Below are 24,029 nucleotides of genomic sequence, written 5' to 3'. Positions count from 1 at the left end.
CGCTATGCCGCCCTTTTTTTGATTATGGCCTGTGCTGCCTGTCTTGCCAGATGGTCCACCTGCGCCACGTTATCAAGGGTCATACCCGCATCAATCAGCCCGTTATCCGAATTTAACCGGTTTAGCGTGTCTTCAACCACTTCGGCCATCTGCGTGAACCCCAAGCGACCGTCAATAAAGCCGTCCAGCGCGGTTTCCTTGGCGGCGTTGAACACAGCCCCCGCCATGCCGCCGCGTTCCATCACTTCGCGCGCCAAACGCAATGCGGGCCAACGCGCTTCGTCCGGGGTGCTGAATTCAAAACGGCCGATCTTGGCTAGATCCAGCCGTTCCACCGGCAGTAGTTTACGCTGCGGGTGATGCAGGGCAAAGCCGATGGCGTGGCGCATGTCAGGTGGTCCCACATGGGCCATCAGCGCGCCATCATTGAACCCGACAAGCGCATGGATCATGGATTGCGGGTGTACCAAGACTTCGATTTGCGCCGGGTTGATATTGAAAAACTCATGAGTTTCAATGACTTCCATCGCCTTGTTGAACATTGATGCGCTATCAATGGTGATCCGCGGCCCCATGTCCCAATTGGGATGGTTCAACGCCTGATCCAACGTCGCATCCGCCAGCTTTTCCATCGGCCAATCGCGAAAGGCGCCGCCGCTGGCCGTGATGATGATCCGCTCGACGGCGGCCATATCCTCACCGATCAGCGCTTGAAAGATAGCGGAATGTTCGCTGTCCACGGGCAGGATTGCGGCACCGTGGGTCTGGGCCGTATCCAGTATCAACTTGCCCGCACAGACCAGCGATTCCTTGTTGGCCAGTGCCAGTGTCGATCCCTGCTTCAGTGCTTCGATCCCCGGTGCCAGCCCCGCCGCACCGATGATGGCCGACATCACCCAATCCGCCGGGCGGGTCGCCGCCTCGCGGATGGCGTTGGCCCCGGCGGCGGCCTGAACCCCACTGCCCTGCAAGGCGTCGCGCAGATCATCAAGCAGAGTGTCATGGGCCGTGATTGCAATATCTGCGCCCAGTTCTTTGGCATCCGCCGCAAGCTGCGCAATATTGCCCGCACCCGTCAGCGCCACGACATCATAATCCTTAGGCGCGCGCCGGATCAGATCAATGGTATTTTGCCCGATAGAGCCGGTGGCCCCGAATATACTGACACGCCGTTTCATATGGGATCAGTTCAAGGTCGGGGTGATCGTCAGAAACTGGCCAATGATCAGCAAGAACAAAGCCGCCCCGAGCATACCATCAAACCGGTCCAACAAACCGCCATGGCCGGGGATCAGGTTCGAACTGTCTTTGGCCCCTACCCGCCGCTTCATACCGGATTCGGCCATATCGCCCATTTGCGACGCCATGGACACCGCAACGGAAACACCGACCAACTGCATCCCGATGCCGGTGTTGACGGAGAAAAGATAGCCCACAATGGCAGCACCAACCCAACCAGCGGCCGTGCCGGACCATGTTTTCTTGGGGCTGACGCGGGGCCAGAATTTCGGGCCGCCAATCGCACGGCCCGCGAAATAGCCAAACACATCGGTAATCACAACGACCACCACCAACCACATCATCCAGCCAAAACCATAGCCGTCGCGAATTTGGACCAACCCAAAACCCGCCAGCATGATCATGACGGTAAAACACATGAAAATCGTGCGGTGTTTTTCGAGCTGCCCAAAGCCGACCAGCGCCGGGGCCAGCAGGACGGGCAAGGCATACCCCATTGGCAGATAGATCGCTGCAAGCGTCGCGCCGCCGACAAGCAGACCCATCTGGATTTTAACCTGAGGGCGGTCGGGGTTCAACATGCCCACCAGTTCCCACGCCATCAGCCCGCAAATTATGGCCACCAAGACATGAAAAATCGGGCCGCCCATTGCGATACCACCAAGGCCGATCACGATCATCGCAATCGCCGATCCGACCCGTGCTGCCAGGTCAGACCATTTTTCCGAAGTTCCCGTCATAGGACAAATCCTTTTGCACTGGCCTTTGTAATGGTCATGTTTTCACGGCACCAAACCGGCGATCCCTGCCGCCGAACGCAGTGCAAAGCTTGCTAAATTCTTCCTTTGAAAAATCCGGCCAGAGCGTGTCGATGAATTCATATTCCGCATAGGCGGATTGCCATAGCAGAAAGTTGGAAATCCGCGCTTCGCCACTGGTGCGGATCACCAGATCAGGGTCTGGAAGCACGTGGGTGTCAAGATAGCGCGGCAGCGTTTCCTCGCCCACGTCATCAGGATTGAGCAGCCCGGCGGCGACATCCTTGGCCAACCGTTTGGTGGCACGGGCAACCTCGTCCCGCCCTCCATAATTCAGCGCGACGGTCAGATGAGTGCGGGTGTTGTCTTTGGTCTCGTCCTCGAGATCGTTCATCAACTTGACCAGCTTATCGTCCAGGTTGACTCGATCCCCGATAAACCGCACGCGCACACCGTTTTCTTTCAACGCCTTTTTTTCCTTGGCGATATAGCGGCGAAACAGGCTCATGAGGCCCGCGACCTCAGTTTGGGTCCGTTTCCAGTTTTCGGTCGAAAAGGCAAAGATCGTAAGATATTCCACGCCGAATGCCTGACAGGCCTCAACGATCTCGCGCACGCGTTTGGCACCTGCGTGATGGCCCATTAGCCGCGGCCTGCCGCGCTGCGTCGCCCAACGGCCGTTGCCATCCATGATTATTGCCACGTGGCGTGGCGCTCCTGGAACCAGCTCGCATGTTGGGTGAGACGCGTTGGGCATCAGACCTGCATGATCTCGGCTTGTTTGGTCTCAAGTTGCTCGTCGATCATGGCGATGTATTTATTCGTCATATCCTGAACTTCGCTTTCCCAGACTTTCTGGTCGTCCTCGGACATACCATCGGCCTTGGCCTTTTTGATCTGGTCCATGCCGTCGCGGCGGATGTTGCGAATGGAAACACGGGCGTGTTCGCTGTACTGACCGGCGACCTTAGTCAATTGCGTGCGGCGTTCTTCGTTCAGTTCGGGGATCGGCAGCATGATGATGGTGCCGTTAAGTTGCGGATTAATGCCCAAGCCGGATTCGCGGATCGCTTTTTCGACTTTGCCCACCAATCCCTTATCCCAGACATTGACCGTGACCATGCGCGGCTCTGGTACGTTTACCGTGCCAACCTGGTTAATCGGTGTCTTGGTGCCGTAGGCGTCAACCATCACAGGCTCCAGCATGGAGGCCGATGCACGGCCAGTACGCAAGGATGCAAATTCGGTCCGCAAGGACGCGATTGCCCCATCCATGCGGCGCTGAAGGTCGTCGGTATCCAACATAAAATCGTCTGACATGATGTCCCCGGTCGTTTTCTAATTGTTTATATTTTTATCGATATAGCGGTATCGCCCCCCTTTTGTATAGAGAGCAACACCATGCGGGGCGCGTAGTTACCCTTGGACGCGGGTATATGTGCCCTCACCGGCCAAAATCCCGCGGAAACCGCCCGGCTCGTCCAGCGAAAAGACGATGATCGGCAGGTTGTTGTCCCGTGCCAGAGCAATCGCAGAGGCATCCATCACCCCGAGCCGCTTTTGCAGCACGTCGTCATAGCTAACGGTATCATAGCGCTTCGCATCGTCGAATTTTGCGGGGTCTTTGTCGTACACGCCGTCCACCTTGGTACCCTTAAAGATCGCTTCGCAGGCCATTTCATTGGCGCGCAGGGTCGCGGCTGTGTCGGTGGTGAAATACGGGTTGCCGGTACCGGCCGCGAAAATACACACGCGCTTTTTCTCAAGGTGGCGCACGGCGCGGCGGCGAATATAGGGTTCGGCGACTTCGTTCATGGTGATGGCGGAGATTACGCGGGTGTGGATATCCAGCTCTTCAAGGGCCGATTGCATGGCCAGCGCGTTCATCACTGTGGCAAGCATCCCCATATAGTCTGCCGTCGTGCGCTCCATCCCTTGGGCGCTGCCCTGAAGGCCGCGAAAGATATTGCCGCCGCCGATGACCATGCAAATCTCGACGCCCAGATCGTGCACGGATTTGACTTCGCGCGCGATACGCTGGACCGTTGGCGGGTGCAGGCCAAACCCCTGATCGCCCATTAACGCCTCACCCGAAATCTTGAGCATCACCCGATTGAATGTCACGGCGGGGAGGGTATCTGTCATGGAGCGCACCTTTCGAGGGTGAGAGAAGGGTTTTCATTGCGCTGTAAAATGTCGCAAATAGCAGAAATGTTCAATGCTCCGTCAAAGGTCCGTGCAAAGAAATGCCGCAAACTTCCCTTACGTCCATCGATGCTGTGATCGCATCTGTCGATCCCGCCCTGCCTGTGTTGATCGCAGGGCCCACCGCGTCAGGCAAATCTGCGCTCGCTTTGGCACTGGCTGAAACCCAAGGTGGGGTGATCGTTAATGCCGATGCAAGTCAGGTTTACAGCTGTTGGCGGGTGATCTCGGCGCGTCCCTCAGCGGCCGAGGAAGCGCGGGCCGAACATCTGCTATACGGTCACATTTCGCCTGATCAGTCTTATTCGGTGGGGCATTGGCTGCGCGAGGTCGCCGGGATTATGGCGCAAGGGGTCAGGCCGATCATCGTAGGCGGCACGGGTCTATATTTTGGTGCGCTGACACAAGGGCTGGCTGAGGTTCCCGCCACGCCAGACGCCGTTCGGGCCGCGGGCGACGCCATGACGCGCGAAGAAATGATTGCCCAGCTTGATCCGCTGACCTCCGCGCGGCTGGACCTGAACAACCCGATGCGGGTGCAGCGCGCCTGGGAGGTGTTGACCGCGACGGGGCGCGGATTGGCGCAATGGCAAGACGAAACACCACCGCCGCTGTTGCCCTTGTCTGCGTGCACCGCCATCGCGGTGGATGCCAACAAGGACTGGCTGAATGATCGGATTATCCAGCGCTTTGATCAGATGCTGGAACAGGGTGCGCTGGACGAAGTTGCCGCCGTGCGCCCTGACTATGACCCGTCCCTGCCCGCGCACCGCGCCATCGGTGTGCCAGAGCTGATGGCCTATCTTGATGGGAATGCGACCTTGGCCGCCGCCCGCGAGAACGCGATCATTGCGACGCGACAATATGCGAAACGCCAACGGACATGGCTGCGGAAAAACGCGAAATTGTGGCGGAAATACGGACCATCCTAAGTTAAAATAATATCACAAACAGGACTTTAATTCGCCACATAAGTGTATAATAGTTAAGATATCTGTAATAATTGTGATGGTTTCGTATGATGAATAAAGGCGTGGTTCAAATCCTTTCCTTGGCACAGCTTTCGCAGGGCCAGGACTGGCGATTATATTTGTCCCATGACCACCCGTCACATCTTCTGCTCTGGATCACCAGAGGCCAAGGGCTGTTACAGTTGGACGGGCAACGGCGTGGGCTGGGTGCGCATAACGCGATCTTCGTGCCGTCCGGTTCGTTGTTTTCCATGGAGCTGGGGCGGCAGGGCTTTGGGCAGGCCGTGGTCATTCCCGATGGTACGCCGCTGAACCTGCCCCATATACCGCGCCATTTGCGCGTCAGGGACGTACGCGCCCAATCTGAACTCACCGGCCTGATCGAGGCTGCACAGCGCGAACAACAAGATCCCCGCGCGCTGGCCAGTCAAGCGCTTGAGGCCCATGCGGCGCTGATGTCTGTCTGGTTGCGCCGCCAGATCATGCAGGATGAACATGTGCCCGACCACATCAGCGCGGGCGGTCGGCTGAGCGCACGGTTTTGCAGGATGGTATCGGAACGCTTTGCCACGGGTGCGCCTATGGCCACCTATGCCGATGTGCTGGGTGTCACCCCCACCCACCTGACCCGCGCCGTCAAAGCGGCTACCGGAAAAACCGCCGCTGACATCCTGACCGAACGTGTTGTCTATGAGGCACGCGATCTGCTGACGACGACCGAACATTCCGCCCAAAGCATTGCGCAGCAGCTTGGATTTGGATCGGCGGCGTATTTTACGCGATTTGTTCAGCAGCATACCGGACGCCCGCCCAGCAAGCTGCGCGCCGCCAATCAGGGGCTACCTCTCCAAGGCAATACCGCGCCCCCTGCACTTGCCAATGTCGCAAATAGAATTGCGTGATGTCGCATTTAATCCCTTAAACGCCGAAAGCTGACATTGACCTTTGGCCCGTTCTCGTGCCTCATGAGGCGATAATAAGGTGCCGCCGCGGATCAAAAGCCGTAAAATAGGTGCCAAGGGAGAGATGCAACACGCGAGAGCGGCCAAAGGCCCGATGATGTGCTGCGCAGACAATCAACAAGGGCCAAGCTGCCCGAAATCCGGTTGGGCGTATTCCGTCTGCCACGCAACAGGGATGTTTCATGGGGATTTTTATTCTGCGCCGTCTTGGCCTGATGCTTTTGACCGCGCTCTGTCTGACGTTCATCGTCTTCTGGCTGACCAATCTTTATCCCAATCTTGAAAAACTCGCCAAGACCCAAGGTAACTTCCGCATGTCGGACGAGGCCGTCACCAGCTATCTGGAAAACCGCGGCTATTTGCAGCCCACCCCTGTTAAGTTTGGCCAATGGTTGGGGGTTATGCCGGGCTGGGTGACAGAAGCCGAGGATGGCACTGTCACTGGCCGTTGTTTTAGCAGTACCACCCCGACCGAAGATCGCCCCCGGTTTTGCGGTGTCTTACAAGGCGATTGGGGCTTTTCCACCGTATTCAAGGAGAATGTCGGCGCGACCGTGCTGACCCGTCTGGCGCTGACCGGAAAGCTGATGCTGTGTGTCTTGGCGCTGATGGTACCGTGCGCGTTGATCGTGGGCGTGCTTGCGGGCATGCGCGAAGGGTCGCGTCTGGATCGGTCGCTGTCGACCTTTTCGATCGCCACCACAGCCACCCCTGAATATGTATCCGGCGTGATTTTTATCGCGCTTCTCGCCTCTTCACGCTTTGGCATATCACCATGGCTTGCTGAAATGGGCTGGATCGACGGCAAGACGTTGTTTCTGGGCTCTGCGACGTCGGCGATGAAGGACGCGACATTTTGGAATTTCTTCCTGCCTGTCCTGACCATCTCGCTTTATGGGATGGGCTATATCGCGCGGATGACCCGTGCGTCGATGACCGAGGTGATGACCGCACAATACATCCGCACGGCGCGGCTGAAAGGCGTCAAGTTCCGCGATATCGTGCTGAAACACGCGTTGCGCAACGCGTTGATCGCACCCTTTACCGTGATCATGCTGCAAATTCCGTGGTTGCTGAACGGGGTCGTCATCGTCGAGACCCTGTTCAATTACAAAGGCTTTGGCTGGCTGTTGGTGCAAGCCGCCGCCAATAACGATATCGAATTGTTGCTGGCCGTCTCGGTCGTGTCTGTCATCGTGGTTCTGGCCACACAGCTGATTTCCGATATCGGCTATGTGTTTTTGAACCCGCGCATTCGCATCACATAAAGAAAGGGCGGGCACATGGAAGCTTTGACATGGACAGGCTCGATGGCGTGGCTGAACCCGGTCTTGGGGGTCGCGGTGATCGTCGCGCTATGCGCTTATCTGCTGCAAATAGCACTGTCGTTTATCCCTAACGCCGAAATGCGCAGTGTGGGATCGGGCAGCGTCAGCACGGCGGATCAAGGACTATCGGGGCTGTTGGGACGCATCGGCGCTTACGGCTTTCTCGCAGCGCTTGCACTTTTGCTGGTCTACGTGCTGGCAGGGGTTGTAATGGGCCCCGGCGCGGGGATTTTTGGCGGCCTGTCACGACAGCTTTTGCCTGTGTGGATCGCCCTTGTGATGCTGTTCGCTGTGTCCATCACCTACAAGCGTCGGCTGGGCCTATATGGCAAGCTGTTCGACAGCACCGTCGGGATGATCGGTTTCGGACTGGTGATGTTCTGGGTTTTTGCAGGGGTTTTTGGCGGCGTTTTTGACATGCTGATCACCCATGACAGCCTAAGCCAGGTGTCGGGCATGAAGAACAAACTGCCCGGCACGCCGTTGGCACGGGCCGAGCCTGAGGACTATCAATGGTTTTTGCTTGGCGGCGATAATCTGGCCCGCGATGTGTTCAGCCGGTTGATCAAAGGGTCGTGGGTTGTGGTGCAGATCGCGCCGATGGCCACGCTGTTTGCCTTTATGGTCGGGATTACGCTGGGCCTGCCTGCGGGGTATTATGGCGGCAAGCTGGACGTGTTTTTAAGCTTTCTGGCCAACCTCATCCTCGCCTTTCCGGTGATCTTGCTGTTTTACCTGCTGGTCACGCCCGAGATCGTCCGGACCGGCATCCCGAACTATATGGCATTGGTTCTGTTCATCTTTCCCTTGGTATTTCTGGCCGTATTGCTGAATTCACGTTTCTATACGCAGCCGTCCCTGCGCACGCCGCTATTGATTGTCGCCCTCGGGATCGCCGGGTGGCTTTACCTGTCGCTGGTGTCCACCGGTGGGGCGATCGTTGACGCGCCGACGTACCGCATGCCCGGCTTGCCCGCATCGCTGGACCTTTTTGATATAGACCCCGGCGTTTTGGTGGTGTTCGTGTCGGTTGTGTTCGTAAATGCCCCTACAGTGTTCCGGATCGTACGCGGTTTGGCGCTGGACATCAAAACCCGCGACTATGTGGCCGCTGCCCAGACCCGCGGCGAAGGGCCTTGGTACATTATGCTATGGGAAATACTGCCCAATGCGCGCGGCCCGCTGATCGTCGATTTCTGTTTGCGCATTGGCTATACGACGATCCTTTTGGGCACCTTGGGGTTCTTTGGCTTGGGGCTGGAATCCGAAAGCCCTGACTGGGGTACCACGATCAACGCAGGGCGCCGTTTGCTGGCACTTTACCCCCATGCAGCGATTGCGCCTGCGGTGGCATTGCTGAGCCTCGTGTTGGGACTAAACCTGCTCGCGGATGGTTTGCGCGAAGAAAGCTTGCGGGATTGATGCAAAGACAGGACCGGGGGCCAGCCCCCGTACCCCCGGGATTTTAGACCATTTGGAAGCAAAATTTGCGGGCATTTGGGTGAAGGAGACTAACCATGGCGACGCAGGATTATGATGGGCCGATTTTAGAGATTGATAGATTGTCGATCTCGTTTTTCACGCGGTTGCGCGAAATTCCTGCGGTGATGGATTTCTCGGTCTCGGTCAAACCGGGTGAAGCCGTTGGTTTGGTCGGGGAATCGGGTTGCGGTAAATCCACCGTCGCCTTGGGTGTGATGCAGGATCTGGGCGTCAACGGTCAGGTGGTTGGCGGAACGATCAAGTTCAAGGGCCGCGATCTGGCCGAGATGAGCGATGAGGAACTGCGCGACATTCGCGGTAGTCAAATCGCGATGATCTACCAAGAACCGATGGCGTCGCTGAACCCTGCGATGCGGATCGGGCGGCAGTTGATGGAAGTGCCGATGATACATTCGGGCATGTCCGAAGCCGATGCCCACGCCCGCGCCTTGCAGGTGGTGACGGATGTGAAACTGCCCGATCCTGAGCGCATCCTGAAGGCCTATCCTCATCAATTGTCGGGCGGGCAGCAGCAGCGCATCGTGATTGCCATGGCGCTGATGGCCGAACCGGCCTTGTTGATACTGGACGAGCCGACCACAGCCCTGGACGTCACGGTTGAGGCTGCCGTGGTCGAGTTGGTCAAAGATCTGGGAAAGAAATACGGCACATCAATGTTGTTTATCTCGCATAATCTCGGCTTGGTCTTGGAAACCTGCGATCGGATTTGCGTGATGTATTCAGGCGAAGCGGTCGAGCGCGGATCAATCGAGGATGTGTTCGACGAGATGCAGCACCCCTATACGCAGGCGCTGTTCCGGTCGATCCCCCTGCCAGGTGCCGACAAGAATGCCCGCCCGCTTGTCGCGATCCCCGGCAATTTCCCCCTGCCCCACGAACGCCCGCCGGGCTGCAACTTCGGCCCGCGCTGTGATTACTTTGAGGCGGGGCGCTGCGATCAAGGGCCGATATTCATGGCGGACGTGCCCGGCAACGAGCGCCACGCAACGCGCTGTCTGAGGTTTCAGGAGATCGACTGGAACGCGCCGCTGGAACTGGCCGATGTCAAAACCAAAGGTCAGATCGGCAAAGTCGTTTTGAAGATGGACAAGCTGAAAAAATACTATGAGGTCGCTGCCAATTCCATGTTCGGCGGCTCGGCCACAAAGGTGGTGAAGGCCAATGAAGAGCTAAGCTTTGAGGCGCGCGAATCCGAGACGCTGGCGATTGTCGGCGAATCCGGCTGTGGTAAATCCACCTTTGCCAAAGTGTTAATGGGGCTGGAGACGGCGACCTCTGGTCAGGTCTTGCTGGATGGTGCGGATATTGGCGCGGTCCCGATCGAAGAGCGGAGCACGCAAAATGTGGCGGACATCCAGATGGTGTTCCAAAACCCCTTTGATACGTTGAACCCGTCGATGACCGTGGGCCGCCAGATCATTCGCGCGCTTGAGATTTTCAAGATCGGCAAGAATGAAAAAGAACGGCGTCAGCGCATGCTCGAACTGCTTGATCTGGTCAAGCTGCCCCGCGAATTTGCGGGCCGCATGCCGCGCCAGCTGTCGGGCGGGCAAAAGCAGCGTGTCGGCATCGCACGCGCCTTTGCCGGCGATGCACGGATTGTGGTCGCGGATGAACCTGTATCGGCGCTTGACGTATCGGTTCAAGCGGCGGTGACCGATCTGTTGATGGAGATCCAGCGCGAACAAAAGACCACGCTTTTGTTCATCAGCCATGACCTGAGCATCGTGCGCTATCTGTCGGACCGGGTGATGGTCATGTATCTGGGCCATGTGGTTGAGTTGGGTACCACGGATCAGGTGTTTTCACCGCCCTACCACCCCTATACAGAGGCGCTTTTGTCTGCGGTCCCCATTGCGGACACGCACGTGACCAAAAAACACATCGTACTGGAGGGTGACGTGCCTTCTGCGATGAACCCGCCCCCCGGTTGCCCGTTTCAGACACGCTGCCGTTGGAAATCACAGGTGCCGGGCGATTTATGCGAAACGGTCGTTCCCGGCTTGCGCGGTCTTGAAGATGGTCACGAGGTGAAATGCCATCTGACCGATGGCCAGCTGGCCGAAATGGAACCGGTGATTGAGGTCAACATCGCCGCCCAATAGCCCCCGAAACATATAAAGGCGGCCCGCGCAGCAAAGCACGGACCGCCCCCATAACAGTGACCGCGCAGTGGGGGCCGCGCGATCACTGTTTGTGCTTATCGCGGTTAATGCGTGTTGATTGTGTCAATCCGCTGCACGACCGTGTCGGCAAAACCTTCGATCATCGCCGAATAAAAATCCTCCTCGGAGGGCGGCACGGTGATGAACCCTTCGGGCGCGATCTGGTCGGCGGGGTATGCTGCGACATTCACGGCAAAGCTTTGTGCGCCAATGCTGTTATTGTCATCTGCGATCGCAACCACGCCCGAGATTTCGTTGAAGCCTTCAAGGGAGGTTAACATCGGGTTGCCGTTAAGGGAGATCTCGCGGATATCGATTTTGATCGTCGGCAGCGAGGCATCGGACCCGGTTTGCACGCGCGATGCGATGGCCTGTTCCAGATCGGTTACAATCTCGGGAAAGACATCCAGCGCATTGGTGTTTTCAGCGGCACCCATTGCGGCAGAGACGTTGATTTCCGAGAAAATGATTTCTTCATTTGCGTTGGCCACTGTGGACAGGGCTGCAAGGCTGACCGACGTGGCCAGAGCGATACGCTTTACTGAGTTAAACACTGAATAGTCCTTATCATCATACTTACACGCAGGGGTTATGTGACCCGAGTTGCGTTCTGTGTGATTAACCTTGGACTGTGGATTTGGTTCCCTGCGCGCCACCGATTATTGCGCGCAGCCTTTAGGGATTAAAACGCCTACCGACTATTATCATATTCAAAGTGGCACCTTAGAGGCCGGCAATGACCTTAACGTAATTTCTGGTTTCTTTGAATGGCGGGATGCCGCCGTATTTTTTCACCGCACCGGGGCCCGCGTTATAGGCGGCAAGCGCCAGCTTCCAACTGCCAAAGGCACGGTACTGCAGCTTGAGATAGCGCGCACCGCCATCAAGGTTTTCGTAAGGGTCATGGGGATCAACACGCAAGACACGCGCGGTTTCGGGCATCAACTGCGCCAACCCCAAGGCCCCCTTGTGAGATTTCGCCCGAGGGTTCCAGCCGCTTTCTTGCTGTACCAGGCGCAAAAACAGATCCTCGGGGATCGCGTTGCGACGCGCGGCCTCACGCGCCATGCTGTGATACTGGCCTTTGTATTTGCCTGCGTATTTCGGCAGATCCCATTTGGTCGGCGTGACCACGCGGGTCGGCTGCAAACGGACCGAGGCCCCGTATTGGCTGGATGCGCGCGTATCCAACAGCTTTTTCTGCGAGGCAAAAAGCTTGGACCGGCTTTTGGAAGAGAACACTTCGGCCGCGACCGGGTTGCACAGCAGAGCGACCGAGCACAGTGATGCGACGATAAACTTCTTCATAAAACCCTCAATCCGGCCATAATTCGCAAACATTAACAAAATGGCGCGCCGGTGCCACCACTTATTGACCCTATTCGAAATTGTGATCGTGCATTTAGCGGCCCTTTACGCTGTTTCTTGGGGGCAGCACTGATATAACAATCTTCAACGCAAGGGTCTGCGGGATTCGCATGGCACTTTCAATCGTATAGCAGACAGGGGGCATCATGGCCGGCTCAGTAAATAAAGTGATCCTTATTGGCAATCTTGGGCGCGACCCCGAGGTGCGTTCGTTCCAGAATGGCGGCAAAGTGTGCAACCTGCGCATTGCGACCTCCGAAACATGGAAGGACCGCAACACGGGCGAGCGCCGCGAGAAAACAGAATGGCATTCGGTGGCGATCTTTCAGGAAGGTCTGGTGCGCATCGCAGAACAGTATCTGAAAAAAGGGTCGAAAGTGTATATTGAAGGCCAGTTGCAGACCCGCAAATGGCAGGATCAGTCCGGGGCAGACCGCTACAGCACCGAAGTCGTTTTGCAGGGCTTTAACGGCACATTGACCATGCTGGACGGCCCATCGGGCGGCGGATCCGGCGGTGGCGGTGGCGGATATGACAGCGGCCCGTCTGATCAGGGCGGCTATGGCGGCGGTTACGATTCCGGTCCGTCCAGCAGCGGTGGCGGCAGTGGCCAGTCCTCGCGCGATCTGGATGACGAAATCCCGTTCTAATCAGATTGGGTTCATTGCGGCGGTTCAGAGCATCTGACGTCGCAAAGCACGATCCAAGATATAGAAACGTACAACGTAAAGCGCCGTCATTCTTTATGACGGCGCTTTCGTTTTAGAATTCGATTGTGATCGCGGGCTTGCTGCCTGCATTTACGGTTACCGCTGATCCAATGCGTCTACCAATACTTGTCGGACCATGTCGCGTGGAACATCGCCCGTCACGAAGGCGTCGCCAATCCCGCGCGCCAGAACAAAGCGCAATTCGCCGCTCACTACCTTTTTGTCTTGGCCCATCAGCTCCAACAACCCATCGGCATCCGGCAACTCACCGTCGATATCGCGCAGGTCCGTCATCATGCCCATGGTCTTCAGATGTGCGCGAACCCGGCTTGGGTCTTCTTGCGAACATAGCCCCAAACGTGCCGACAGCTCGAACGCAAGGGCGCAACCGATGGCGACACCTTCACCGTGCAACAACCGACTGGAATACTGCGTCGCAGCCTCGAGCGCGTGGCCAAAGGTGTGACCAAGGTTCAGCAGCGCCCGTTCGCCCTGCTCGGTCTCGTCGCGCATCACGATATCGGCCTTCATCTGAACCGACCGGCGCACCGCTTCGATCCGCGCGGTCATATCGCCCGCGGCCAGCGCCGGACCTTGGGTTTCGAGCCAATCAAAAAACGCGGCGTCGCCGAGCATGCCGTATTTCACGACTTCGCCGTAGCCGGCCAGAAAATCGCGCGGCGCAAGCGTGCCCAGCGTATCGGTATCGGCCATCACCAACGTGGGCTGGTGGAATGCCCCTACCAGGTTCTTGCCCTGCACCACGTTTATCCCGGTTTTACCGCCAACCGAGCTATCAACCTGCGCCAGCAGCGAGGTTGGAATTTGCACAAATCGAACACCCCGGCGCAAAACAGCCGCTGCAAAGCCCACCAGATCGCCAATAACGCCGCCGCCCAAGGCGATGACAATGTCATTGCGCTCGACCTTTTGTTCCAGCAACCAATCAACGCAATGGGTCAGTTGTGACCAGCATTTTGTCGCCTCACCGGGCGGCAGGCTTAGCGCGGTGAGCGTGATACCATCTGCGGCCAGACCTGCGCGCAGGCTATCCAGGTGCAGACCCGCAACGGTTTCATCACTGATCACCACGACCCGAGGGCGCGGCAAAAACGGCGCTATGTATTTTCCCGCCTCGGCCAAAAGACCCGGCCCGATCTGAATGTCGTATTCTCGGCCCGGCAGGCCCACATGTACGGTTTTATGCATCAGTTCTCTCAAGTACGTCAGGGCGTGACAGTAACGTATCCAGCACCTTGCTGGCCATTTTTTCAACGGACAGATCAGGCTTGGACGTCGTTGAAAGATTGGCAAGTTTATAGATCGGAACCCGTGCGGTGAATATCTCTTGCAGGGTTTTTCGCGGGTTATTGCTACGCAGCAATGGCCTTGTGTTGCGATGTCTTACGCGGTTCCAGATCAGATCAACATCGGCCTCAAGCCAGACCGAAACCCCCTTGGCAGAAATAAGATCGCGGTTCTCCTGCGCCAAGAATGCGCCCCCGCCGGTGGATAGAATACCGGGCTGCTCTTCCAAAAGCCGGGCAATCACCTCAGTTTCACGCTTGCGAAAAAACGGCTCGCCGTCGCGCGCGAATATTTCCGGCACCGTCAGGTTGGCGGCGGCCTCGATCTCGTGGTCGCTGTCCAGAAAGGGCACCCCCAGTTTGGCCGCCAGCGCGCGGCCCACTGCCGTTTTTCCCGCGCCCATCATGCCCACCAAGACGACCGATTTTTTCAAACGGTACTGCGGCTTTCCGGATGCCGGATCGGCTGGGGTTTGCTCAAATTCGTTCATTTGTCTTTGAATGACGTGATCTTAGTGAAAAGGCCATATATAGTTGTCCAAAATGTTCGAAAGAAAGCAGGCAGTAATTATGGGTAAACTAATCAAGTTATTGATTTTCCTTTTTGTTTTTTGGTTATTCAGTCTTGCGGTTTATGCGTATGTCGGCCCGTTTTTTGGCGCTGACTTCGCTCCGGATCAGGTCGAAGTGCGTGAACCTGTACAATTGCCGGCCCAGTGACACCGATGACGCGGCAGATTTTGACGTTTTGCTTACTGTGCTGGCCCATGTCCGTCATGGCGCAGGCCCCTGCGGCGGATACCGGCCCGCTGTCGGTGATCGACTGGCTGGGCGAGCAACCCAAAACCGAGCCGCGTAAACCCAAACGCCCCATGGCACCGGCCGAGGCACCCGTGGCGAAAACCGCTTTGCCGCCCCAGGTGACCGTAACCGTGTTGGGCGAAGGCCGCCCCCGCGCGATTGGTCTGGTTCCAGCCAAAGTCACCGGTTTGCCGCAGGATCTGTGGTCGGGCAGCACGGTTGGCGATATTACCGACCGACTTGATCGCATGCCCGATCTGCATTTACCAGCGGCGCGGGCGCTGTTTTACCGGCTTTTGCTGGCCGAGACGACTGCGCCTGCGGGCCGCGCTGCCGAAGGGGACGCCCTCGCCCTTGCCCGTGTTCAGGCGTTGATCGACAATGGGGCCGTCGACCCTGCGCTGTCTTTGATTGAACAGGCCGGTGTTGCCACATCGCCCGAACATTTTGCCCTGTGGATGCAAATCAGCCTATTGGTCGGAACAGAAGATCGCGCCTGCGCCTTGCTGACACAAAAGCCCTATCTGACCAGTGATTACAGCGTGCGCATTTTCTGTGCGGCGCGGGAGGGCAATTGGGATATGGCCGCATTGACCCTTGGATCGGCCCAAGCTTTGCAATTGCTCCCCCCAGAACGGCTGGCGTTACTGGACCGGTTTTTGAACCCTGACCTATTTGAAGGCGCACCCGGCCTGCCGGTGCCGCGCAGCATGGACGCCATGGGATTTCGCCTTTTCGAAACCATCGGCGAGCGCCCGCAAACCCGGCCCCTGCCCCCGGCTTTTGCGGTAGTGGATCTGCGTGATGTTGCAGGGTGGAAGGCCCAGCTGGAGGCAGCAGAGCGGCTGACGCGCCTTGGTGCCTTGCCCGACAACCGGTTTTTGGGAATTTATTCAGACCGTCAACCCGCTGCGTCTGGTGGTCTATGGGACCGCGTCGCGGCGCTGCAACGTTTTGAGACAGCTCTTGGCACGGGCAGCGTCGACGCCGTGGCAAAAACACTGCGCCCTGCGTGGATTGCCATGCAAGAGGCCGAGTTAGAAGTAAGTTTCGCAACTCTCTTTGCCGACCCGTTGCAAGCCATTCCCCTTGACGGTGCCGCCGCCGCATTGCGCGCGCGGATATTGCTGCTATCGCCGCTCTATGAAACGGTTGGGGCTGTGGATGACCAAGTTCCCGAGGCGGCATTTCTAGCGGCCATCGCGACCGGGTCTGCGCCAGAACATGTGCCGGATATGCGTCACGCTGATGCAATAGCCAGCGCGTTCACCGCACTGTCACCACGTGCGGCCCTGATTTCGGACGCCCAGAATGGCAAATTGGGCCTATCAATTTTGACCTGTATCGCGTTGCTTGAAGATGGCGCAAACGGCGATACCGCAGCCTTGCGCGATGCGCTGTCGACGCTGCGCGCGTTGGGCTTGGAAGACATAGCCAGACGCGCGGCGTTGCAGGTTCTTTTGCTGGAGCGTAGCTGATGCAAAGTGACACGGTTCATTGGATTTCCGCCTTTCTTGAGGCCCAAGCCGCCGAGTTGGGCGCCGCGACGAACACGCTGTTGGCCTATGGCCGCGACCTCAAGGATTTTGACAGTTTTCTGGCCCGTAAAAACCTTGATTTTGACAGCGCCGCACGCGCGGATGTCGAAAGTTATCTGGTCTGGTGCGACGCGCAGGGCCTTGCCAAATCGACCCGTGCGCGCAGGTTGTCGGCGGTTAAACAGCTCTACCGCTTTGCCTTCGAGGAAGGGTTGCGCACGGACAACCCCGCCATCCAGATCACCGGCCCCGGTCAGGAAAAACGCCTGCCCAAAGTGCTAAGCGAAGACGAGGTGGACCGCCTGCTCGACGCCGCCCGAAACTCTGGCCGTAACATGCAAGATCAACTTCGCAACACCTGCCTGATGGAGCTGTTATACGCCACCGGTATGCGGGTGAGCGAGCTGGTCAGCCTGCCCGTCAGCGCCACACGCGGCGATCCACGCTTGCTATTGATCATGGGCAAGGGGGGCAAAGAACGTCTGGTCCCGCTGTCACCGCCTGCCCGTCAGGCATTGGCTGATTGGCTCGTTGAACGCGACAAAATCGACGCTGCCGCACAGGAGAAAAAACAGCCGCCCTCGCGGTTCCTGTTTCCGTCCCGCGGCGCTTCCGGCTATCTGACGCGGCACCGGTTCTATCTGATGATCAAGGAATTTTCCGTCGCGGCCGGTGTTGATCCGTCCAAGGTCACACCGCACACGTTGCGCCACGCCTTTGCGACCCATCTATTGTCCAATGGGGCCGATCTGCGGTCGATCCAGACAATGCTGGGCCACGCCGATGTCGCCACGACCGAGATTTACACCCACGTTCTTGAGGCGCGGCTGTCTGAATTGGTGCTTGAAAATCACCCGCTGGCCAAAGCGGAACGCCGCAACGCCGGTGGCAACACATCCTCTGACGGCCAATAACCGCTCTGCAAGGCCGTGTGATAGCCTTGGGTGAGGCCGGCTTGTTCCATCGCGTGAACTGCACTGCCCACATCATAGTCAAGCGTGTGAAACGTCACCTGCCCTTGATCCAACACCGCAAACCGCGTCTGTTGCCCGCCGTCATGGGGCGGCATGCCAATCACGCCTGCATTGATCCAGCGGCCCTTGGCGCAGTTGCGCGTAAACGGTATCCCGCTATGCCCCGCAACGATCCCGTCCACCGCCCCAATTACGGCCTCGACGGCGTTCCATTCCCCCTCAAAAACATGCCCCGCAGAGGTTGGCCAAATGAACCGCGCAATATCTGTGACGCCTCCGTGGATCACGGCAAACCGCTGACCACTGTGGGTAAAGCCGATGATATCGGGCGCGTCCCCCATCCAGTCGCGCTGGCTTTGGCTCACTTGCACGTTGGCAACACTGTACCATCCGGCCGACAGAAGATCGCAGGTGGTGCCCGCATCAAAGCCGCAACCGCAGTCCAGCGCGTGCGCTGCCAGCTGTTTTTCACAATTGCCAGCAATCAAGGCGATCCCCGCCTGCCGCACCGCATCAACGGTCGCCGACGGATCCCCGCAATAGGCGACAACATCGCCAGTACAGATCATCTGGCGCGCAGGAATGCCCAGACGTTGCGCCGCCGCCATCAGCCCCTCAAACGCCTGTAAGTTCGAGTATGGACCGCCAAACAGCAAAACCGGCCCGGTCAGGACGCCTAAATCTTGATGCTTCACAATGCTCTTCCCTTGAATGAAACCGCCCGCACGCCCATAACGTAACAGCAACCGCAAAAGGTATATTCGCAAATGGACACGGCCCCCGCAATGCTAGACAGCGCGTTCTGGATCAGCATCGGTATCATTCTGTTTCTTCTGATCCTCTCGGGTTTCTTCTCGGGTTCTGAAACGGCGTTGACGGCGGCATCACGCGGCAAGCTGCGCGCGCAGGCCGACAAGGGCTCGCGGGGGGCGCAGCGTGCGCTTGTGATCACCGAAGATAACGAACGGCTGATCGGCTCTGTCCTGCTGGGCAACAATCTGGTGAACATCCTCGCCGCCTCTCTCGCCACGGCGCTGTTCACGCGGTTATTCGGCGAATCCGGTGTCGCCCTAGCGACCTTGGTCATGACATTCTTGGTGCTCATCTTTGCCGAGGTGCTGCCGAAAACCTATGCGATCACCAACGCCGAACGGGCTGCTGGCCTCGTGTCGCGCCCGATCTCGCTGGTGGTGTTGATCTTCAGCCCGATGGTGAGCGCCGTGCGCTTTCTAGTACGTGGAATGCTGCGTCTGTTTGGTGTCACCATCGACCCCGACAGTAATATCCTTGCCGTCCGCGAGGAAATCGCCGGCGCGCTGCAGCTTGGCCACTCCGAAGGCGTTGTCGAAAAAGAAGACCGCGACCGCATTCTGGGTGCCTTGGACCTGCGCGAACGCGTGGTGGAAGAGGTTATGCTCCACCGTTCGGGCATCGAGATGATCGATGCACGGCTAGAACCGGAAAAGATACTTGAGCAGTGCTTGGAATCCAATCACACCCGCCTGCCCGTTTACCGCGATGATCCTGAAAACATCGTGGGCGTCATCCACGCCAAGGACCTGCTGCGCGCCATGTACAAGCGGATCACCGATGCCCAAGGCGATGCCGAACCGTTCAAGGATTTCAACATCACCGACGTGGCGATGAAGCCCTATTTCGTGCCTGAAACCTCGACACTTGACGAACAGATGCGCCAGTTCCTGCGCCGCCGCACGCATTTTGCCTTGGTGGTGGATGAATACGGCTCCTTGCAGGGTCTCATCACACTCGAAGACATCCTCGAAGAGATCGTAGGCGAGATCACCGATGAATTCGACGCCGAGGCGGATATGGGCGTGACCAAGGCTGAAGACGGCCAATATTTCGTCGATGGGGCCATGACGATCCGCGACATCAACCGCGCAACGGATTGGAACCTGCCCGATGACGAGGCCAACACCGTCGCCGGGCTGGTGATCCACGAGGCTCAAATGATCCCGACCCCCGGTCAGGTCTTCGTTTTCCACGGATTCCGCTTTGAGGTTACCGCCCGCGACGGCAACCGCATCACCCAATTCAAGATCCGCCCCCTCTAACCCCCTTCTCTGGCTTTAAAATATCCCGGGGGTCTTGGGGGCTGGCCCCCAATCTGGCGACGGGTTTACCCGTCGCAATCCCTATTGCTATGGCAAGGTTAACCGCGCAGCCGTTCACCTTGGGGATCAAACGGCGCGTGTTCCAGCACGACAGCACCATGGGGCATACCTAGCACCATCACATCCACCCTTTCCCCGGCTTTCACATCTTTCACAAAGCCAAGTGCCAGTGATTGCCCGACAGCATATCCATAAGCACCCGACGTCACACGCCCGACACCTACACCATCCTTGAATATCGGCTCCCCACCCGTGGCATCCGCGTTCGACGCATCCGTCGCATCGGCATCCAACGCCAAGAGCACCAACCGCTCGCGGGCGGGCCTTTGCAGCACCTCCAACAGCGCGGGCTTATTCAGGAATTCCTTGTCCAGCTTACACAGACGGTCCAGCCCGACCTCTTGCGGCCAATATTCTGGGCTGTATTCGCGACCCCACGACCCATAGCCCTTTTCGATCCGCAGCGACATCAATGCACGTGATCCAACAGGGCCCGCCCCAACATCGCGCCCTGCGGCGATCAGCGCCTCATAAAGCGTGATCTGATCGCCAGCGGCACAATGCAATTCCCACCCCAAATCACCCGTAAAGGACACCCGCAGCGCCAACACGCGGACGCCTGCAACCTCCATCCATTGCGACCGCATGAACGGAAACTCAGCACTTTCCAGTGATGTATTCGTCAGGCGTTGCAACATCGCGCGTGATTTCGGCCCCGCGACATTGAACCCGCACATGTCATTGGTTTTGCTCTCAAACACTGTCCCATCGGGCAGCGGTACCGCGTTAAAGAACCGCTGGTAATAGCGTTCCGCCATGCCCGACCCGATAATCCAGAATTCATCCTCGGCCAGACGTGTGACGGTGAAATCGCCCGCGATCCCGCCACGCACGCCGATAAGCGGTGTCAGGCAGGATTGGCCAACAACCGATGGCATCCTGTTGGCGAAAATGCTGTTCAGCCAGCTTTCCGCACCCGGCCCTGCACAGCGGTATTTCGCAAAGTTCGAGATGTCGATGATCCCGGCGTGTTCACGCAGCATCCGGCATTCGTCGCCCACAGGCCCCCACCAGTTCTGGCGCGTGAACCCGTCGGTATCGACGGTGCCAGGGGTGTCAGAAAACCACAAAGGGTGTTCCCAGCCATAGTTCAGGCCGAACACCGCGCCCATCTGTTTTTGCAACTCATAAACCGGGCGCGTGCGCACGGGACGGCCGGCAGCGCGTTCCTCGTTCGGAAAATGTATCTTGAACCGGTTGGCGTATTGATCCCCTACCCGCGCCTTGGTGAATGCCGCATCGGCCCAGTCGTCAAGCCGCGCCACGTCCCACGCAAACATGTCATAGCGCGGCTCACCCGTGACAATCCAATCTGCGGCCAACAGGCCCATGCCGCCGGACTGTGAAAACCCCGGAATGATGCCGTTACAACAGAAATAATTGCGCAATTCTGGTACAGGGCCGAATAGCACATTGGCGTCAGGCGACCAGATCATCGGCCCGTTGATCACCCGCTTGATCCCGGCAGTGCCCACCGCTGGGACGCGGTCAATCGCGCGCATCATGTTGGGCTCGATCCGCTCCAGATCATCTGCGAACAGCTCATGCCCGAACCCTTGCGGCGTGCCATCTTCGGCCCAGAACCGCAGGTCCTTCTCATAGGCCCCGACCAGCAGGCCTTTGCCCTCTTGGCGCAGGTAATATTCGCCGTCGCGGTCGGCGACCGATGGCAGGCGTCGATCAAGGCCTGCGATCTCGGGGATGGTTTCGGTCACGAAATACTGATGCTCGGTCGGTTGCAGCGGCAGGGTCAGCTCCGCCATTGCGGCGACTTCGCGGCCCCACAGCCCTGCGGCGTTCACGATCCACTGTGTTGCGATATCGCCCTTTTCCGTGCGGACGATCCACGTCCCGTCAGGCTGTTGTTCCGTCCCTGTAACCGGGCAAAAGCGGATGATCTCGGCCCCGTTTTGCCGTGCGCCTGCGGCATAGGCGTTAGTCACACCGGACGGATCCACATTTCCACCTGATGCTTCGAACATAATGCAGCGGATGCCATCGAAGTTCACCAGCGGGTGCAGGCGTTCGGCCTCGTCCCGGCTCACCTCGTGAAAATTCAGGCCATAGTATTTTGCCTTGGCCGCTTGCAAGCGCAGTTGATGTTCGCGGGCTTCGGTCTGGGCCAGATACAGGCTACCGGGTTGAAAGACCCCGCAAGATTGGCCCGTTTCGGCCTCAAGCGCATTATACAGACCCATCGTGTAATTCTGGATGCGGGTGATGTTGTTGTTATCGTGCAGCCCGTGGATATTCGCAGCGGCATGCCATGTGCTGCCCGATGTCAGCTCTGACCGCTCCAGCAGCACAACATCGGTCCAGCCCAATTTGGTCAGATGATAGAGGATCGAGCAGCCAATGACGCCGCCCCCGATGACAACTGCCGATGCGTGGCTGCGCATGATCATATTTCCGTTTTGCTGTTCCGTCACCCTCAGACTGACCCGCGCGGCGCGGAGCGGGTTGCCCAAAACCGACAAAACCCGTCGCGCCCAAGACAGGCGGCGAAATGCGCCTAGTCGTTCTGGGCGTTATCCAGTTCGGCGGTGACATGATCGCGCACGTCTTTGGCCGCACTGCTGAGCAGCTGATCACGGTCTGGTCCAAAATCGATCTTTGACAGCGCCCGAAACAGATGGCGTTGCGCGGCGGCACCTGCGGCTTTGCGCAGCCCCTTGTCGGGGTGGCGCATCAATCCGGCCAAGGTAGATTGCAGGCATTGCTGCACCTCGACCACAGCGACGCCATCGCGGGCCAGGGCCCCGAAAGCATCCTGTATCAAATCAGCCGGATCAATGGGTTCGACAAAGATGCTGTCCAGAACTTCGTCCCGATCACGGCCTACTTCATCTTCGTAATCGGTCAGAATACGGCCAATGCGGTGGATAACATCAATCGCGGTGCCCGGATCATTCACCCCCGGCGATAGCGCTTTTGAGGCGACTTCACCCATCACGATCATGCCGAAACGTGGATCTTGGTCAAAGGTACGAACATCGCCAAGAATGATCGCCCGCTGGATGCCCCTGCGCAGGGTTTCATCGTTATGATCCTCGTCCATGGCATCGCCAATACGGTCGACCTGGACCAGGGGTTCGTTCATGAACACAAAGCTACCGATATTGCGCACCATATAGATGCGGACGCCATGGTTTTTGGCAAGCTCGTCAAGGGCTTCTGGAAAAATATGCTGAATATAACCGCTTTCGCTTGCAACGATGACCTCGGCGCTATCGGGGATGGGATCAACCAGCGGATTGGCCCCAAGACAGGGATTGGCCAAGCGGTCGCGGAACATCTGGCTGGTTTCGCTTTCAATCTGGCGGGAGGTGTCGATCAGGCTGCCAAAGCTTTGCAGGTGCAAGACCCAGCGGATCAGATAAAGCACGATCAGTACCAGAACCAGCACCGTGGTGATGAAAAGGACAAAGGCGCTTTTGTCGTCAAAAACGCCCAATTCACGCATGATAATCGCGATCAGCGCATAGACATAGGCACCGATGAACACCGCCAGCGTGTTTTGGGTGGTCTGATCCTGAATGATCAGGCGGTGCACGCGCGGGGTCCATTGGGTTGACGTACTGCGGTACACCGTGACCATGACGCTGAGTGAAAAGGTGGTGACAACCAACATGGCGTTGGCGATGATCGCCAGCAACCGGTCCGCCGCAGCACCTGTTAGCGTCGTGGCTAGTTCCTCGGGGATCCAGTGTTCGATCACTGAACTCAGCCCCACGGCGACCACAGCAAGCAGCCCCATGATCACCACCCGCACAGACAGTTGCCTGCTAAGATAGCCCGCTTTGCGGATCAGGGTCGATGGGTTGAGCATATCAATATCCATAGATTCCATATCTAATGCAGCGCGGGGCCTTGTCCAGCGCTGCATAGGTTGCGTGCCGTCCGAACCACAAGCAGGGCGCATGACCCAAACCCGACAGAAAATGTCGCTGCGCAGCATGCCGCCCGCTTGGCCCCTTGCAACGATCCCTTAAACCAACCCGATGG

Annotated in this window: 22 protein-coding genes; 10 read left to right on the top strand and 12 right to left on the bottom strand. The window is 58.0% G+C overall.

What is annotated here, in order from left to right; all coding sequences use genetic code 11:
- Positions 1–2: 2 nt before the first annotated feature.
- The 5 genes from dxr to pyrH form a co-directional block, all read right to left on the bottom strand.
- The gene (dxr, locus tag BM347_RS03335) at positions 3–1,178 is read right to left on the bottom strand and encodes a 1-deoxy-D-xylulose-5-phosphate reductoisomerase (RefSeq protein ID WP_093914968.1); all 1,176 of its coding nucleotides are present in this window, start codon (positions 1,176–1,178) and stop codon (positions 3–5) included.
- A gap of 6 nt (positions 1,179–1,184) precedes the next feature.
- On the bottom strand, positions 1,185–1,979 hold the full coding sequence (locus BM347_RS03330) for a phosphatidate cytidylyltransferase (RefSeq protein ID WP_093914967.1): 795 nt from the start codon (positions 1,977–1,979) through the stop codon (positions 1,185–1,187).
- Between the two features lie 34 nt (positions 1,980–2,013).
- Positions 2,014–2,754: an undecaprenyl pyrophosphate synthase gene (locus tag BM347_RS03325; RefSeq protein WP_093914966.1), complete on the bottom strand. Its 741-nt coding sequence runs from the start codon at positions 2,752–2,754 to the stop codon at positions 2,014–2,016.
- Positions 2,754–3,317, bottom strand: coding sequence for a ribosome recycling factor (frr, locus tag BM347_RS03320; RefSeq protein ID WP_093914965.1), 564 nt, complete (start codon positions 3,315–3,317; stop codon positions 2,754–2,756). The genes BM347_RS03325 and frr overlap by 1 nt, the downstream gene beginning before the upstream one ends.
- A gap of 96 nt (positions 3,318–3,413) precedes the next feature.
- Positions 3,414–4,142 carry a UMP kinase gene (gene pyrH, locus BM347_RS03315; protein WP_093914964.1) on the bottom strand — a complete coding sequence of 243 codons (729 nt, stop codon included), beginning with the start codon at positions 4,140–4,142 and terminating at the stop codon, positions 3,414–3,416.
- Positions 4,143–4,243: 101 nt separating this feature from the next.
- Between pyrH and miaA the strand changes: the two genes are divergently transcribed.
- From miaA to BM347_RS03290, 5 genes are all read left to right on the top strand, one after another.
- A complete protein-coding gene (gene miaA / locus BM347_RS03310) occupies positions 4,244–5,134 on the top strand; it encodes a tRNA (adenosine(37)-N6)-dimethylallyltransferase MiaA (RefSeq protein WP_093914963.1) in 891 nt (296 codons plus the stop codon).
- 89 nt (positions 5,135–5,223) lie between these two features.
- On the top strand, positions 5,224–6,075 hold the full coding sequence (locus BM347_RS03305) for a helix-turn-helix domain-containing protein (RefSeq protein WP_093915401.1): 852 nt from the start codon (positions 5,224–5,226) through the stop codon (positions 6,073–6,075).
- A 242-nt stretch (positions 6,076–6,317) separates the two neighbouring features.
- Entirely contained in the window at positions 6,318–7,403 is a 1,086-nt protein-coding gene (locus BM347_RS03300) for an ABC transporter permease (protein WP_093914962.1), read from the top strand.
- Between the two features lie 15 nt (positions 7,404–7,418).
- The gene (locus tag BM347_RS03295; protein WP_175498477.1) at positions 7,419–8,885 is read left to right on the top strand and encodes an ABC transporter permease; all 1,467 of its coding nucleotides are present in this window, start codon (positions 7,419–7,421) and stop codon (positions 8,883–8,885) included.
- A 95-nt stretch (positions 8,886–8,980) separates the two neighbouring features.
- Positions 8,981–11,071, top strand: coding sequence for a dipeptide ABC transporter ATP-binding protein (locus BM347_RS03290; protein WP_093914961.1), 2,091 nt, complete (start codon positions 8,981–8,983; stop codon positions 11,069–11,071).
- Between the two features lie 104 nt (positions 11,072–11,175).
- Here the strand turns inward: BM347_RS03290 and BM347_RS03285 are convergent, their stop codons facing one another.
- Positions 11,176–11,685, bottom strand: a complete 510-nt coding sequence (locus BM347_RS03285) for a hypothetical protein (RefSeq protein ID WP_093914960.1) — start codon at positions 11,683–11,685, stop codon at positions 11,176–11,178.
- Between the two features lie 169 nt (positions 11,686–11,854).
- Complete coding sequence (locus BM347_RS03280) at positions 11,855–12,439, bottom strand: lytic transglycosylase domain-containing protein (RefSeq protein ID WP_245764168.1); 585 nt, start codon at positions 12,437–12,439, stop codon at positions 11,855–11,857.
- A 206-nt stretch (positions 12,440–12,645) separates the two neighbouring features.
- Between BM347_RS03280 and BM347_RS03275 the strand changes: the two genes are divergently transcribed.
- The gene (locus tag BM347_RS03275; protein ID WP_093914958.1) at positions 12,646–13,149 is read left to right on the top strand and encodes a single-stranded DNA-binding protein; all 504 of its coding nucleotides are present in this window, start codon (positions 12,646–12,648) and stop codon (positions 13,147–13,149) included.
- A 156-nt stretch (positions 13,150–13,305) separates the two neighbouring features.
- Here the strand turns inward: BM347_RS03275 and aroB are convergent, their stop codons facing one another.
- Positions 13,306–14,418 (bottom strand): 3-dehydroquinate synthase, encoded by a 1,113-nt coding sequence (gene aroB, locus BM347_RS03270; protein ID WP_093914957.1) that lies wholly within the window; start codon positions 14,416–14,418, stop codon positions 13,306–13,308.
- On the bottom strand, positions 14,411–15,007 hold the full coding sequence (locus BM347_RS03265) for a shikimate kinase (RefSeq protein ID WP_093914956.1): 597 nt from the start codon (positions 15,005–15,007) through the stop codon (positions 14,411–14,413). The genes aroB and BM347_RS03265 overlap by 8 nt, the downstream gene beginning before the upstream one ends.
- 79 nt (positions 15,008–15,086) lie before the next feature.
- Here BM347_RS03265 and BM347_RS17520 point away from each other — a divergent pair, with 79 nt between their 5' ends.
- The 3 genes from BM347_RS17520 to BM347_RS03255 are packed head-to-tail and all read left to right on the top strand — an operon-like array spanning position 15,087 to position 17,769.
- Positions 15,087–15,236 carry a hypothetical protein gene (locus BM347_RS17520; RefSeq protein ID WP_175498476.1) on the top strand — a complete coding sequence of 50 codons (150 nt, stop codon included), beginning with the start codon at positions 15,087–15,089 and terminating at the stop codon, positions 15,234–15,236.
- Between the two features lie 5 nt (positions 15,237–15,241).
- A complete protein-coding gene (locus BM347_RS03260; RefSeq protein WP_093914955.1) occupies positions 15,242–16,795 on the top strand; it encodes a hypothetical protein in 1,554 nt (517 codons plus the stop codon).
- The gene (locus BM347_RS03255; RefSeq protein ID WP_093914954.1) at positions 16,795–17,769 is read left to right on the top strand and encodes a site-specific tyrosine recombinase; all 975 of its coding nucleotides are present in this window, start codon (positions 16,795–16,797) and stop codon (positions 17,767–17,769) included. The genes BM347_RS03260 and BM347_RS03255 overlap by 1 nt, the downstream gene beginning before the upstream one ends.
- On the opposite strand, the gene BM347_RS03250 is transcribed toward BM347_RS03255, so the two are convergent.
- Complete coding sequence (locus BM347_RS03250; protein WP_093915399.1) at positions 17,706–18,524, bottom strand: metallophosphoesterase family protein; 819 nt, start codon at positions 18,522–18,524, stop codon at positions 17,706–17,708. The genes BM347_RS03255 and BM347_RS03250 overlap by 64 nt on opposite strands.
- A gap of 72 nt (positions 18,525–18,596) precedes the next feature.
- Between BM347_RS03250 and BM347_RS03245 the strand changes: the two genes are divergently transcribed.
- Positions 18,597–19,904 carry an HlyC/CorC family transporter gene (locus BM347_RS03245; protein WP_093914953.1) on the top strand — a complete coding sequence of 436 codons (1,308 nt, stop codon included), beginning with the start codon at positions 18,597–18,599 and terminating at the stop codon, positions 19,902–19,904.
- A gap of 98 nt (positions 19,905–20,002) precedes the next feature.
- On the opposite strand, the gene BM347_RS03240 is transcribed toward BM347_RS03245, so the two are convergent.
- Together BM347_RS03240 and BM347_RS03235 are read right to left on the bottom strand one after the other, a co-directional pair.
- On the bottom strand, positions 20,003–22,423 hold the full coding sequence (locus BM347_RS03240) for a GcvT family protein (protein WP_093915398.1): 2,421 nt from the start codon (positions 22,421–22,423) through the stop codon (positions 20,003–20,005).
- A gap of 113 nt (positions 22,424–22,536) precedes the next feature.
- The gene (locus BM347_RS03235) at positions 22,537–23,865 is read right to left on the bottom strand and encodes a DUF2254 domain-containing protein (protein WP_093915397.1); all 1,329 of its coding nucleotides are present in this window, start codon (positions 23,863–23,865) and stop codon (positions 22,537–22,539) included.
- Positions 23,866–24,029 lie beyond the last annotated feature (164 nt).

The organism is Sulfitobacter marinus (genome assembly GCF_900116285.1).
Lineage (GTDB): Bacteria > Pseudomonadota > Alphaproteobacteria > Rhodobacterales > Rhodobacteraceae > Sulfitobacter > Sulfitobacter marinus.
Note: the sequence above shows the minus strand (reverse complement) of the source record. Positions and strands in the feature narration are given on the sequence as shown.